This is a genomic window from Sphingobacterium suaedae (assembly GCF_042684625.1).
Lineage (GTDB): Bacteria > Bacteroidota > Bacteroidia > Sphingobacteriales > Sphingobacteriaceae > Sphingobacterium > Sphingobacterium suaedae.
In genome coordinates this window covers 76,980-91,744 of record NZ_JBHULR010000021.1, presented here as the reverse complement: position 1 = coordinate 91,744, position 14,765 = coordinate 76,980, and the positions used below count along the sequence as shown (strand labels likewise).

8 protein-coding genes are annotated in these 14,765 nt (G+C 46.6%); all 8 read left to right on the top strand.

Features of this window, described 5'->3' with window-relative positions; translation table 11 throughout:
• The first annotated feature begins 19 nt into the window (after window positions 1-19).
• From ACFSR5_RS19795 to ACFSR5_RS19760, 8 genes are read left to right on the top strand one after another with little or no spacing between them, the layout of a single operon-like run.
• A complete protein-coding gene (locus ACFSR5_RS19795) occupies window positions 20-1,597 on the top strand; it encodes a sodium:solute symporter (RefSeq protein WP_380906257.1) in 1,578 nt (525 codons plus the stop codon).
• Window positions 1,590-2,978 carry an acetylxylan esterase gene (locus ACFSR5_RS19790; protein WP_380906255.1) on the top strand — a complete coding sequence of 463 codons (1,389 nt, stop codon included), beginning with the start codon at window positions 1,590-1,592 and terminating at the stop codon, window positions 2,976-2,978. The genes ACFSR5_RS19795 and ACFSR5_RS19790 overlap by 8 nt, the downstream gene beginning before the upstream one ends.
• Window positions 2,979-3,872, top strand: a complete 894-nt coding sequence (locus ACFSR5_RS19785; protein WP_380906254.1) for a sugar phosphate isomerase/epimerase family protein — start codon at window positions 2,979-2,981, stop codon at window positions 3,870-3,872.
• A complete protein-coding gene (locus ACFSR5_RS19780) occupies window positions 3,869-5,329 on the top strand; it encodes a glycoside hydrolase family 28 protein (protein ID WP_380906253.1) in 1,461 nt (486 codons plus the stop codon). Before ACFSR5_RS19785 ends, ACFSR5_RS19780 begins: the two co-directional genes overlap by 4 nt.
• Window positions 5,330-5,331: 2 nt before the next feature.
• Window positions 5,332-8,097, top strand: a complete 2,766-nt coding sequence (locus ACFSR5_RS19775) for a family 78 glycoside hydrolase catalytic domain (protein ID WP_380906251.1) — start codon at window positions 5,332-5,334, stop codon at window positions 8,095-8,097.
• Between the two features lie 7 nt (window positions 8,098-8,104).
• A complete protein-coding gene (locus tag ACFSR5_RS19770) occupies window positions 8,105-9,205 on the top strand; it encodes a glycosylase (RefSeq protein ID WP_380906250.1) in 1,101 nt (366 codons plus the stop codon).
• 38 nt (window positions 9,206-9,243) lie between these two features.
• Window positions 9,244-11,643, top strand: a complete 2,400-nt coding sequence (locus ACFSR5_RS19765) for a glycoside hydrolase family 2 TIM barrel-domain containing protein (RefSeq protein WP_380906249.1) — start codon at window positions 9,244-9,246, stop codon at window positions 11,641-11,643.
• Between the two features lie 36 nt (window positions 11,644-11,679).
• On the top strand, window positions 11,680-14,763 hold the full coding sequence (locus ACFSR5_RS19760) for a SusC/RagA family TonB-linked outer membrane protein (RefSeq protein WP_380906248.1): 3,084 nt from the start codon (window positions 11,680-11,682) through the stop codon (window positions 14,761-14,763).
• The last annotated feature ends 2 nt before the right edge of the window (window positions 14,764-14,765 follow it).

Genomic DNA, 14,765 nt, shown 5'->3' with positions numbered 1-14,765 from the left:
CTAAAATAAACCGAATAAGATGAATAAACCTATTTTAAACATTTTTGATTATGGTATTATTGTAGCTGTCCTACTGGTTACATTATACTTCGGGGTGAAGTATGCCAAAAATCAGAAATCAACCGAAGCTTATTTTTCGGCGAAAGGGCGTGTGCCCTCCTGGGCAATTGGTATGTCCTTGTTAGCGACGTTGATAAGCAGTGTCACATTTTTAGGATATCCCGCAGAAGGCTATGCGCATAATTGGATTTTATTAGTGCAAGGACTAATGGTGCCTATTGTCTTGCTAGGGACAGTTTGGTTTATCGTTCCCTTGTACCGAAAAGTAATCGGATTAAGTACGTACGAATATTTCGAGAAACGTTTTGGTAATTTTGCGCGCTATTACAGTTCAATAGCCTTCGTATTACGCCAGTTTTCAGGGATGGGTACCGTTTTATACCTGTTGGCCGTCGCATTGTCCAGTATGACCGATATCAACACGTATTGGATCATTATCATCGTAGGAACAATCATTGTCACGGTCAATCTCCTTGGCGGCATCGAAGCCGTTATCTGGCTCGACGTATTCCAAGGGTTCATGTTGTTCGCTAGCGGGATCGTATGCTTGTTGGTCATTATCTTTTCTGTCCAAGGAGGCCTTCCCGAAATCTGGCGCGTAGCCACGGAAAACGGCCGCACCGGATTCGGACCTTATGATTTAGATTTTACAAAATTGACCTTTGTCGTCATGGCGATAAATGGTATGTTCTATGCTATTCAAAAATATGGAACGGACCAAACGGTCATCCAACGCTATCTAACGGCTCGTTCAGATAAGTCGGCTATACGAGCATCCTTAATGGGTATACTGCTTACGGTGCCGGTTTGGTCGCTCTTTATGTTTATAGGGACAGCACTTTTCGTGTATTACACCCAACAACCGCTGCCAGACACGATCGGTCCAAATAGTGTGTTCCCGTACTTTATCATGAGTAATCTACCCGTGGGCGTAGTCGGATTTATTTTAGCCGCTATGGTATCTGCGGCAATCTGTAGTTTAAGTGCCGACCTCAATTCATTGGCGGCAGTTGGTATTGAAGACTATTACAAAAAACTGCGCCCAAATAAGGTGGACAATGAGTACCTGAAGGCAAGTCGTTGGATGGTCGCTGTTGCTGGGATCATATCCATGGGCATCGGATTTATCTATATTGAACTAGGCAGCGAAAGTATCTTAGGTGTTATTTTTACGCTGTATGCTATTTTCTCCGGGGGTATCGTCGGAATTTTCTTGCTCGGTATCTTGTCTTCACGTGCCAACCGTCAAGGAGTAAACATAGCTATATCCGTATGTATTGTGTTTACCGCATACGCCTTTTTGACCAGCACAGAAATTGAATTTCGTGGAGAGAAGCTTATGTTGCTCGATCTGGGCGCACTCAATTTTACCCATAATAAATTGATGCTTGGGGTATATAGTCATTTGGTCGTGATTATCGTAGGGTACCTAGCCAGTTTGTTTTTTCCAAAACCTGAGCTGGATCCAAATCTCTATTATTCCGGATGGAAAGCGAATCGAAAAATAGAGAAAGAAGGAGGTATATCGCATGATTAAAACATTTCTTATCATCGTCATCATAGCCATCGGTACATGGACCATGGCGGTCGCGCAAAACTCGGATACACAATATCGAAAACCACTGAAAGAGGTGTTGGAAACGCTTCAGAAGAGATATGGAATTACCATCAAGTATCAGGAAGAACAAGTCCGCGATAAATGGTTGAACTACGCCGATTGGCGCTTTCGCGCAAACGTTGATGAAACCTTGCAACACGTATTGGCACCCCTGGATCTCAAGGTCAATAAGGAGGGCGATAAAAAATATAAACTGAAGGAGTACGAATACTACCGCTGGGAAGTGAAAGACGGTTGGGAATACCTTGACGAGCTCGCATCCCATTACCACGATAAAGTGAGCTGGGAGAGGCGCAAAGCAGAAATCAAACCGGAACTATATCGCGCTTTAAAACTCTCGCCCCTACCGGCAGCTCCTGCATCGAAGCCGATAATCTCTGGCAAAAGGCGTTTTGATGGCTATACCGTGGAAAATTTTGCGTTAGAGATATTACCAGGCGTGTATGTGAATGGCTCGTTGTATAAACCGGCCAAAGGAAAGCGGAAGATGCCTTTGGTTCTTAGTCCTGATGGACATTGGGGAGGACATCGTTACCGAAAAGATGCGCAGATCCGGTGTGCCATGTTAGCAAAGATGGGGGCTATGGCCATAAGCTACGATCTTTTTGCATGGGGAGAATCTCTTCTACAATTTAAGCCCGAAGATCATCGCAAAAGTCTCTCCATTACGGTTCAGACACTGGGTGCCATCCGCATCCTCGATTATGTCCTCGCGCATCAGCCGGTAGATGCTGCACGCGTCGGTATATGTGGTGGTTCGGGCGGTGGCAGTCACGCTGTTTTGATGACGGCAATGGATGAGCGTATTACGCTCAGCATCCCGGTAGTATCCTTATCCTCTTATTTTTTCGGCGGATGTCCATGCGAAAGCGGACTACCTATTCATGCAAGTGGCGGAGGTACAAACAATGTGGAACTGGCTGCTATGGCAGCGCCAAGACCACAGCTCGTTATTTCCGACGGCAAAGACTGGACGGCGCACATGCCCGAACATGATTTCCCTTACCTACAAAAGATTTACGGATATTACGGAAAGCCCGAAAATGTAGCCAACGTACACCTGCCGCAAGATGGACACGACTTTGGCTATTCCAAACGCAAGCCGGTGTATGCTTTTTTAGTGCGTCATTTTGGATTAACGGACAACCACGTAAAAACAACCGATGGTGAATACGACGAATCCGGCTGTACGGTAGAGGAAGAAAGCGCGCTGTATAGCTTTGGCATTCAGGGCGAACGCCTACCGGCAAACGCCCTCCACGGATACGAAAATTTAGAAAAACTATTTCAAAACAAATAAATGATGGATAGAAGTAGACGAAATTTTATAGCAAGTTCCCTCCTAGTGGGTGGGGCGTTTTTGCTGCCCGATGAGATCGCGGCAATGTCTCTCCGAAAGCCGCGTTATCAAGTCGCGGTCATTGACTTAATGATTCTTAAACGGCAAAAGATCAGTGCCTTCGATTTGGCACATGAAATAGGTGCTGACGGGTTGGAAGTAGACATGGGAGGATTGGGGGATCGGGATACGTTTGATAGCAAGTTGGCCGATCCGATTGCAAGAAAGGCATTTCTCGATAAATCCAAAGCTACCGGCATCAAAATATGTTCGTTGGCAATGACAGGATTCTATGCCCAATCATTCGCGACCCGCCCCACCTACCAGCGTATGGTTGGCGACTGCCTAGACACCTGTCGGCAAATGGGGGTGAAGGTCGCTTTTTTACCCCTAGGAATTCAGGGAGATCTAGTGCAACACCCCGAACTTCGCCCAGCGATCGTCGAACGCCTTCGTGTGGTCGGAAAAATGGCAAAAAAAGCGGGTGTGGTTGTTGGCATTGAAACCGCGCTTGATGCGCGGGGTGAGGTAGAGCTTTTGCAAGAAATTGGATCCAAAAATATACAGATTTATTTTAATTTCTCGAACCCACTGAAGCAAGGTCGCGACTTGATTCAAGAGCTAATCATCCTTGGCAAGGACAGAATATGTCAGATCCATTGTACTGATGAAGATGGAGTTTGGCTGGAAAATAACAAGCGGCTTGATATGCATTTGGTGAAAAAAACACTGGATGACATGGGGTGGAGAGGCTGGCTGGTAATCGAGCGCTCCCGTGATGCGAATTTATCACCGCGTGCTGTTAAAGAGAATTTTGGCGCCAATACACGTTTCGTAAAAAAAGTTTTTCAATGATAGTTAGATATATTGGAGTTTGGTTCATTACGTTGCTTCTGCTTGCAGGATGTCGCAGCTTACCATTAGAGCAACAACTGGACAAAATACTACCAACCGCCGAACAGGTTGGTGCAGACCATCTGCCCGAAACCATAGAAGGTGTGGAAACGCCCTTTTTTGAAACAAAATTTGCGCGTCCTCAGTTTCCGGATCGGAGAGACACCGTTTTTCCAAACGAATCGATACAGGAGAAATTAGATCGATTGGCGTCGCAGGGAGGGGGCACTTTGCTATTGAAAGGGCATCACCTTACAGGACGGATCACGTTGAAATCCAATATAGAGCTCCGATTGGATGCAGACGCCGTATTGGAGTTTAAAAGTGAAATTGCCGATTTCATGCCAGTGGTGTTTACCCGCAATGAAGGAGTAGAGCTGTATAGTCTGGGAGCTTGTATCTATGCGAATGGTGCAAAAAACATCGCCCTGACCGGAACAGGGCGTGTTGTAGGCCCGGGGGAAGGAAGTATCCGAAAACAGATCATGACGCATGACGTTATAGAAAATATTGTCGATAGTCAAACCCCTGTTGAACAACGAATATACGACGGAAAAACAGCGGATTTTATTTTTCCGCCCGCATTGATCGCGCCGATTAACTGCAGCGACGTCTGGATTGAGGGGATATCGTTAGAGCGCTCCGCGTTTTGGAATATTGTGCCCACCTATTGTGATGGTGTCGTGATCCGTGGTGTCCGTGTGAACTCCGTGGGCATACAACGGGGAGATGGTATTGATATCGAGTCTTCCCGCAACGTTCTCGTGGAATATTGTACGTTGAATACCGGCGACGATTGTATCGCGGTAAAAGCAGGTCGTGGCTATGATGGATTGCGCGTAAATCGTCCTTCAGAAAATATTGTCGTACGCTATTGCCTATCCGAAAAGGGGCACGGGGGCTTCACGATTGGAAGCGAGACAGCAGGAATGGCCAAAAAGGTATATGTCCACGATTGTGTATTCGAGGGTACGGACGTAGGTATCCGTTTCAAAACCCGACGCCCACGTGGAGGTGGAGGCGAGCAAATTCGGTTTGAAAATATACGTATGCATGTGGTGCATTCGGCGATCCGCTGGGACATGCTTGGCCAGGCACAGCATGTAGGCAACCAGGCGAGTCGTGCCTTCAAGGTCGATGTCAATCCACTGACACCACGGTTTTCGGCAATTCAGCTACACAATATCTATATTGGGTCGTCTTCCGATTGTATCAAAATCGAGGGAATTCCAGAGTCCGTCCTAGAAGATGTTACGTTGAGCCGTGTCTTTGCCCGGGGTACACGTTACCTATCCATGAAAGACGCGAAAGATGTTCGCATATTGAACAGCAAATTTGATTGCCAAGATTATACCATCGATACCACACACGTGTCAGGATTAATCCAGAAAAACGTCGAATTCGTGGGGAAACACTAAGCATGAAAGATCACAAAAAAACATATATCAATGAGGGAAGTGCCAAGCAGCAGGGGATGATTCGTTCGATGATCCTCCTGCTCTTGCTGTTGTGCCAATTAAGCGTGTTCGCAGCGTTTCAGGTATCGCGCGTGCTTATTGCGGGAAGAGAAAACCCATGGGGAATAAACACAAGCACACCGACTTTTAGTTGGCAGTTACATAGCGACGGTTACGACGTAAGCCAACACGCTTACCGTATTGAAGTAGCTCTTGACGCTGCATTTCGGAAGAATACGCTACAATGGGACTCGGAATGGCAGCAAACCGCACAATCGCTCCACCGACCTTACCGCGGAAAGCCGTTAACAGCCGGTACGACATATTTTGTGCGTATTACCGTGAAAGATAACCACGGACATACTGCGGTTAGTAAAACCCAACAAATGCATATTGGCTTATTGGATCCTGCAGATTGGGCGGATGCGGCGTGGATTACAAAAGACTTGTTGCCCGATTCGTTGATCCAACCCCTGCCACTAAGCTCCAGCAAATTACGCATAGACAAGAGCTATGACCTGCCGGTTTTTCGAAAGTCTGTACACCTAACAAAGCGTTTGAAGTCGTCGGTGGCTTATATTTCGGGGTTAGGTCATTATGAACTGCTGTTGAATGGGAAAACCGTCGACGATGCTGTACTGCAACCCGGATGGACAAAATATGACAAAGAAGCTTATTATGTGGTTTACGACATAACTAAACAATGGCGGCAAGGGAAAAATACATTCGCTGTATTATTAGGAAATGGATTTTATTATATCCCCCCGATCAAGGGGCGTTTTCAAAAGCACAAAGTAGCTTTTGGGCTACCGAAATTGAAAATGAAAGTGGTTAATACCTTTACCGACGGGACCGAAGAGATTGTTGTGACCGACAGGACATGGAAGGCACATCGTTCACCGATCACCTTTTCCAGCATATATGGAGGAGAGGATTATGATGCCGGTGTGCTTCCAACCAATTGGGCTTTACCAAGCTACGATGATACACATTGGCAGGCCGCGTTGTTGACCGATGGGCCGCCCCTACGCGCGCAAGAAATTGATCCTGTACGTATTATGCAAAACTTTGCTCCTAAAAAAGTACAACCTAGTGCAGATGGTCGTCGGATCGTTTACGATTTTGGACAAAACGCGTCCGGAATGATAACGCTGACCATGAAGGGAAATAAAGGAGATACGGTACGCGTATATCCTGCGGAATTGCTGACAGACGATGGCCGACCCAATCAGAAACATTCTGGAAGTCCATATTATTTCCAATATATTTTTGGCAAGGAAGGAGAAGTAACTTGGCAACCGCGATTCACGTATTATGGCTTTCGATATGCCGAGGTACAACTAAGGCCGACAGGACCGAATACTATCCGGATTGCCGATATAAAAGCAGCGCATATACGTAATAGCACCCGTCAAACCGGTACATTTCAAACCTCCGACACCCTGTTTAATCAAATTCACAAATTAATCAACTGGGCTATAAAAAGTAATATGGTCAGCGTATTTACCGACTGCCCTCATCGGGAAAAACTGGGCTGGTTAGAACAGCTGCATCTTATGGGCCCCTCGGTACATTTTAATTTCGACGCCGAACGTTTGTTTGCGAAAGCATTACGTGATATGCGTTTCTCTCAGACAGAAACAGGATTAGTCCCCGAAATCGCACCCGAGTACGTCCAATTTGATTGGGGAGGAGATATGTTCCGCGACTCACCCGAATGGGGTTCAAGCTCGATCTTATTAGCTTGGTACGCGTATCAGTGGTACGGAGATCTGGCTTTCTTGACGGACAATTACCAAATGATGAAGCGGTATATCAGGTACTTGCAGGGAAAGGCCAAGGACAATATCCTCTACCAAGGATTGGGCGATTGGTACGATCTGGGACCTGAACGGCCCGGGGTATCCCAATTAACGCCTGCTGGCGTAACGGCCACAGCGATCTATTATTATGATCTACAGGTATTGAGCAAAATTGCATCTATACTGGAGGATTCGGTGGAAAAAACTCGGTGTGATTCTCTGCAACAGGAGGTGCATCGCGCTTTCAACAAAACATTCTACCACGCGGAGCAGGCTAGTTACGGAACGGGTAGCCAGACTGCCTTAGCCATGGCTCTTTACACGGGACTAGTAGATGCTTCGGCGCAAAACGATGTTTTTGAAAATCTCGTGCGTGATATAGTGGCGCACGACACCTCTTTCACCGCAGGTGATATTGGACATCGCTACCTGTTACAAGTGTTGCAAAAAAATGAAAGAGACGATCTCATCTTTGCTATGCATCAGGATGACACCCGTCCGGGATACGGTTATCAGATAAAAAAAGGAGCTACTGCGCTGACGGAGTCTTGGGCGGCTTTACCCAACGTGTCAAATAATCATTTTATGTTGGGGCACCTCATGGAATGGTTTCACGCTGGCCTTGGCGGACTTGGACAAGAGCCAGGCTCCATTGCGTACGAGCATGTCCGCTTAGCACCGCGCTTGCTGGGACAACTGGACGAATGTAACGTGACTTTCGAAACCGCATATGGACACGTAGCATGGAAAAGTATTAAGGGAGCTTATGAGGTAACGGTGCCGGTAAACAGTCGCTGTACCGTGGTATTGCCCCGCTCTCCAGATTATACCATCAACGGCGAACGATTAGATAACTATAAACATCGGACAACGAGCCATGGATTGGAAATAACCATCGGATCGGGACGGTACACCATAAAGAAATAGAAAAGAAATGAAGAGAATTGCCTTGTTTTGTTGCCAACTGGTTGGCATGTTGATGCTGAATGCGCAGCCAGATACGATTTCTTCGGCCGATATGGAAAAGCTTTACCAAGAAGTTAAAACGCCGTATAAATTTGGATTGGTGCTGACACCGGCAAAAAAAGGAGACCTTATGGACTGCCCGACAGTTTATCGAGACGGCAAAAAGTGGTTCATGACTTATATCGTATTTGATGGCGTTGGTTATGAAACTTGGTTGGCGGAGAGCACAGATCTGCTGCATTGGACAACGCTTGGTAAGCAAATGTCCAAGCTTGATGATGGTCGTTGGGACGCCAAACAACGCGCCGGCTATAATGCACTGGTCGACACCAAATGGGGCGGCAGTTATAAGTTACATACATTTAATGGGAAATATTGGATGTCTTATTTCGGAGGGTCTACTGCTGGATATGAACCTGAACCATTGGCTATCGGTATGGCTTACACCGAACAAAAACCCGTTCAGCCTATGGAATGGACACGTCTGGCGAACCCGGTGTTACGTAGCGAAGACGCTGATGTGCGTTGGTGGGAAAATAGACACAAGTTGTTTAAAAGTTACGTAATTGAAGACCCGAAACGACATACCGGACATCGTTTTGTCATGTATTATAATGCCGTGGGAGATTCTCTCCCTAACAATAAGCCGACACGTTGGTATGAACGTATCGGTATGGCGGTATCAGACGATTTGACGACATGGAAGCGTTATCGACGTGATCCAGTAGTCCATCATCCGGTAGGTATTACCGGAGATCCGATGATACAACGCATCAACAATACTTGGGTTATGTTCTATTTCGGCGCCTTTTGGAAGGATCGGCAAGGCGCTTTTAATCGATTTGCTGCGTCTAAAGATCTCATACATTGGACCGATTGGAAAGGCGACAACCTAATTGAATCATCGGAAGACTTTGACAGTCAATACGCACACAAATCCTTCGTACTGAAATACAAAGGTACGGTGTACCATTTTTACTGTGCGGTTGATAAAGACGGAAACCGAGGTATCGCTCTAGCGAGCTCGAAGGATTTGGGAACCAGTAATGTACATTTTAAAACGAAATAATACCGGATAGCATGTTAGTTAGTATGAGGAAGATCTTTATGAAGCGAGCATTTTTTTTTCTGTTTATCTTTTTAGCCGTCGCTGGTGATGTATGGGCACAGGGACGACAACAAGTAGATTTTAATGCCGGTTGGCGCTTTAAATTGGCCGACGATCTAGCTTTTCGCCGACCGGATTTTAAGGATAGCGATTGGAGTTCTGTGGTGCTTCCACACGACTGGAGTATCTTGTCCGATTTTGGAGCTCATTTTCCAGCGGGAAATGCTGGTGGAGCCTTGCCCGGAGGGACGGGTTGGTATCGGAAGAATTTTCAGCTCGGTGATGCGGATAAAGGAAAGAAAATAAGCATCGATTTTGGCGGCGCATACCGCTACACCGAAGTTTGGATTAATGGGCAGTATCTCGGCAAACATGTCAATGGATACTTGTCTTTTAGCTATGACCTTACGCCCTATTTGCGTCATGGAGGTCAGGAGAATACCATTGCTGTACGGGTTGATAATAGTCTTCAGCCTAACTCCCGGTGGTATTCCGGATCAGGAATTTATCGGGATGTACACCTCACCGTGACCAATCCCATACATATCCTACGGGAGGAAACTTTTTTGACGACACCTTCGCTGTCTAAAGATAAAGGGACGATCCGTGTGCGATCGAAGCTCAACAATTCAGCTCAACAAGCGGTAAACCTGCATATCCGCGTGCTTGACGCGAAAGGAAAAAGTGTGGCAGAGAAAAAGACATCGGTACACCATACCCAGATTGATGAAAATATAGATGTGACCACGCCAGCATGGTGGGATGTAACCGCGCCAAATTTATACACCGTTCAATTGCGCGTGTTGCATAAAGATGGGGCGATCCTTGATCAAGTCGAGTACCGGATCGGGTTTCGTACCATCGCATTCGACGTTAATAAAGGCTTCTATCTAAACGGTAGGCCGTTAAAAATGTTGGGAGTCTGTCTACACCACGATCTCGGCGCATTAGGTGCAGCTTTCAACAAATCGGCGGCTAAAAGACAACTTGTGCTTATGCAGGACATGGGCGTGAACGCCATTCGGACGGCACATAATCCGCCGGCCACTGAGTTGCTGGATCTTTGCGACGAACTGGGCCTGCTCGTATACAACGAGGCCTACGATATGTGGCAAAAGCGTAAAAATAAATTCGATTATCACCTGGATTTTAAGGAACACTATATCACCGATCTACAGGCATTTGTCAAGAGAGATCGAAATCATCCGTCCGTGGTGCTTTGGAGTATTGGCAATGAAATTCGGGAGCAGTTCGACAGCACAGGAACGACGTTGACGAAAGAGATGGTGAAGGCAGTTAAACAGTTAGACGATACGCGCCCCGTAACCGCCGCTTTAACAGAAAACAACTGGGAGAAAAATTTTATTGGACAGGCTAAAGCGCTAGACGTTTTAGGGTTCAATTATAAATACGCCGATTATGACAAATTACCAAGAGAGTTTGTAGGGGTGCCTTTAATCGCATCTGAAACAACCTCGGGTTTGCAGACACGGGATGTTTACGATGCCTTGCACGATACCATCCAATTTTGGCCGGCATCTAGTAAGGATAAATTTGTAACCAATGGAAATGCAGATTTTACGGTATCAGCGTACGACAACGTGGCAGCCTACTGGGGGACGAGCCATGAGCGCGCCTGGCTGGAAGTCAAGAAGCGGGATTTCCTCGGTGGTATATTCGTATGGACAGGATTTGATTACCTAGGCGAACCTGTACCGTATCCATTTCCAGCACGAAGCTCATACTATGGGATCGTTGACCTAGCAGGGTTCCCAAAAGACGTGTATTATATGTATCAGTCGGAATGGACGGACAAGGACGTACTGCATGTTTTGCCACATTGGAACTGGACTGTGGGAGATACGGTTGATGTATGGGCTTACTATAATCGCGCGGAAGACGTAGAGTTGTTCCTAAATGGCAAAAGTCTCGGCAAAGCACGCAAAACGAACGAACAGTTGCACGCGGCTTGGAAAGTCCCGTTTGAGCCTGGCGAGCTGAAAGTTGTAAAATACCGAAAGGGAAAGTCTGCCCAAGAAGTAATAAAACGTACCGCGGGAAAAGCAGCTAAACTACAGACTGAAGTGGCCTATGAACGCTTCACAACGGGTGATCAGCGCGATCTTTATTTCGTAACAGTACAGCTACTTGATGCAGAAGGGATACCGGTTGTCGACCAAGATATCGAGTTGACGTTCTCCACCGATGCCGACCATGAAGTCGTCGGAACAGATAATGGATTTCAGGCCGATTTAAGCGGATTGACCAATACCACGCGGAAAACGTTTAAGGGAAAGGCACTAGCTATTGTGCGTAAAAAAGGAAAATCCGCGAAGGGAATGATGACAGTAACTTCCAGATTGGGAGAGAAGCAGGTTCAGTTTGGCGCGGGGAAATAAACAAAACAAAATCTAATCACTATAAATCTATGATACATGATGCGTGCAAAATTTAAGGGGATCGTCGCTTTATGGCTGGGAACACATGCGGCGCTAGCGGCAAATGCGGTTCCTGTTGTATGGCCGTCCCATTTGGCTTTTCTTCAACAGGAGGTTACAGGCAAGGTCGTTGATCAAAATGGACAGCCAATCAGTGGCGTAACCATCGCGTTGGTCAACGCCGTGTTGTCGACAGCGACGGACGAATTGGGGGAATTCACGTTGCGCTTGCCGGGAGCTAATGGACAGATTTTAATATCCGCAATAGGATTTAAAGAACAAAACCTAACGGTGCAAGCGGGACAATCCGTCAACGTCACCTTGGAGAAAGACGACCAGGAATTGGACGAAGTGGTTGTTATCGGATACGGAACTGTCAAAAAACGAGATCTCACCGGATCGGTAACTTCCGTCAAAGCCGAAGATATTGTTCGTTCCCCGGCATCTAACGCGTTAGAATCCGTACAAGGACAAGTCCCCGGATTAGATATTACCCGATCGTCGGGTAGCGCTACGTCCGGCGTCAATATGACAATTCGGGGAAAGCGCTCTTTGTCTACAGCCGAAGGGGCAAATAGCCCTTTAGTTATTATCGACGGCATGCAGGGCGGAAATATCAGCGATATTCCTCCACAAGATATCGAGTCTATTGAAGTGCTAAAGGATGCGTCTTCGACAGCAATCTATGGTTCTCAGGGTGCTAACGGTGTTATTATCGTTACCACAAAACGGGGGAAAGAGGGACAACCGAAAGTCGCGTATAATGCATACATCGGAGCCAACGGGTGGGCACAATACCCCGATATGCGAACCGGTGACGACTATATTGCACTACGGCGCGAAGCTGCAAAAACGGCCGGACAATGGAGTGGTACGGAGGATGACCAAACGCTTTTTACCGTAGGGGAGTGGGCTGCACTCCAGCAAAATCAATGGGTGAACTGGAAAGATCAGGTTTTTCACACCGGTTTGGTACAAAACCACCAAATATCGGTCAGCGGTGGAAATAGCAATACACAAGGATTGTTATCTGGCGGATATTATCGGGAATTAGGTTCTTTTAAAAACGATGCACTAGACAAGTTTAACCTGCGTTTGAATGTCGACCAAAATATAGGCTCTATGGTGAAAGTCGGAACATCATCGCAGATCACGCACTACGACGGTAATAATCGAGCGGACAATGTATTATGGCGTGCCGCCACGAACGTACCATTGGGATTGCCATATGATGATCAGGGCGCTGTCATACTGTGGCCCTTGGGCCGAGAAGGAAAAGTGAGTCCACTGGCCGATGAAGCCAGCGAATTTACGGCGCAACATCGCATTGCCAATACGCATGTTATTGCAAACGGTTTTGCAGAAATAAAGCCATTCGCCGGACTTTCTTTCCGTTCAAATTTTGGTGTCAACCTCGCTTATCGTAAAACCAAGGATTTCGCGAGCGAAAGCTCCATCGATCGTGCTGGCGAGTTCCCGACATCCTTAGCAAGCATTTTGGACAACAACCGCAGTTTCATCAACTGGGACAATATCCTGAATTATAGTTTCGATTTGGATAAGCATGCATTCAATGTGACCGCCTTGACCTCCTGGACGCAATCGAAACTTAACACGTCGTACATGGAAGGAACCGGGCAGCTGGTCCCACAGCAGTTATGGCATAACATCGGTGCCAATGATAAAGATTCGTACGTGATTCGCTCGGGTTATGTACAAAGTCAAACACTTTCCTACGCGTTGCGCGCAAATTATTCCTATCAAGGGAAATACTTGCTCACGCTTTCGAACCGTTGGGACGGCGCCTCACGGTTGTCGAAAGATAATAAATGGGCTGCTTTTCCTTCTATTGCTGCAGGATGGCGTATCAGCGACGAGCGTTGGTTTAAATGGAATCCAATCAACGAGCTGAAGCTACGTGCAAGTTACGGCCAAACCGGGAACTCGGGAATAAGCGAATATGGTACCCAATCGGGCGTGACAAGCTATTCGAACGCCGCTTTTCAAGATCAGGGGTATATCTATTACGTCTACAATACGTTGATCGGCAATGAAGACCTCGGATGGGAGCGCTCCGCGTCTTGGAATATCGGTTTAGATGCCCAACTCTTCAGCAGTCGGATCAATCTGGCGGTAGATTTTTACGATACCAAAACAACCGATATTCTGTTGCCGAGGACATTACCTACTTCCATGGGATCGGGAAATAATACCCCTTTCCAGATTTATCAAAATATAGGTAGCAGTAATAACCGGGGGCTGGAAGTGGTTTTAAATACTAAAAATCTGACGGGAGCATTTACCTGGAGTAGCGATTTCACGTTCGGCACCAATAGGGAGAAAATTGTAGATCTGATTGACGGGCGCGATATCATCGGAACGACCACCCGCGAAACGGAAAGCTTATTGATCGGGCGCCCTCTCCAATCCTTTTATACGTTCAAACGTTTAGGCATCTGGCAAGCCAATGAAGCAGAAGAAGCAGCTCGCTATTTTAAGGACGCGGAAAAGACACAATCTTTTCAACCCGGAGACATTAAACTGGCCGATTTGAACGGCGACTTTATCATCGACGACGTCAATGATGTCACCTACATAGGAACCACCTCTCCTCGGTGGACACTCGGTTTTAATAACAGTTTTTCCTACAAAAATTTTGACCTCAACGTCTATACAATCGCACGCTGGGGGCAGATGATGGATTATGAATTGACTGGAGCTTTTGATCCGCAAGGACGAGGTAACCAGCCGGCTTATTTGGATTACTGGACTCCTGAAAATCCTACAAATGATTTTCCGAGACCGAGTATGACGAACTTCTACAACTATTTAGGCTATCAGACCTACAGCTACGTTGATGGATCATACATCAAATTGAAAACGGTAACATTGGGCTATCGTATTCCGAAAGCGACACTTGAAAAACGGAGATTAAATGCGGTGCGTTTCTATTTAACCGGTAATAATTTATTCTCTTGGGCGAAAAGCGATTTAGTACAAAACTATGATGCCGAGCGTGGCGGTTCAGCAAAAAGTCCACTACTACGTCAATTTGTATTTGGTGTTAACCTTGATTTTTAATG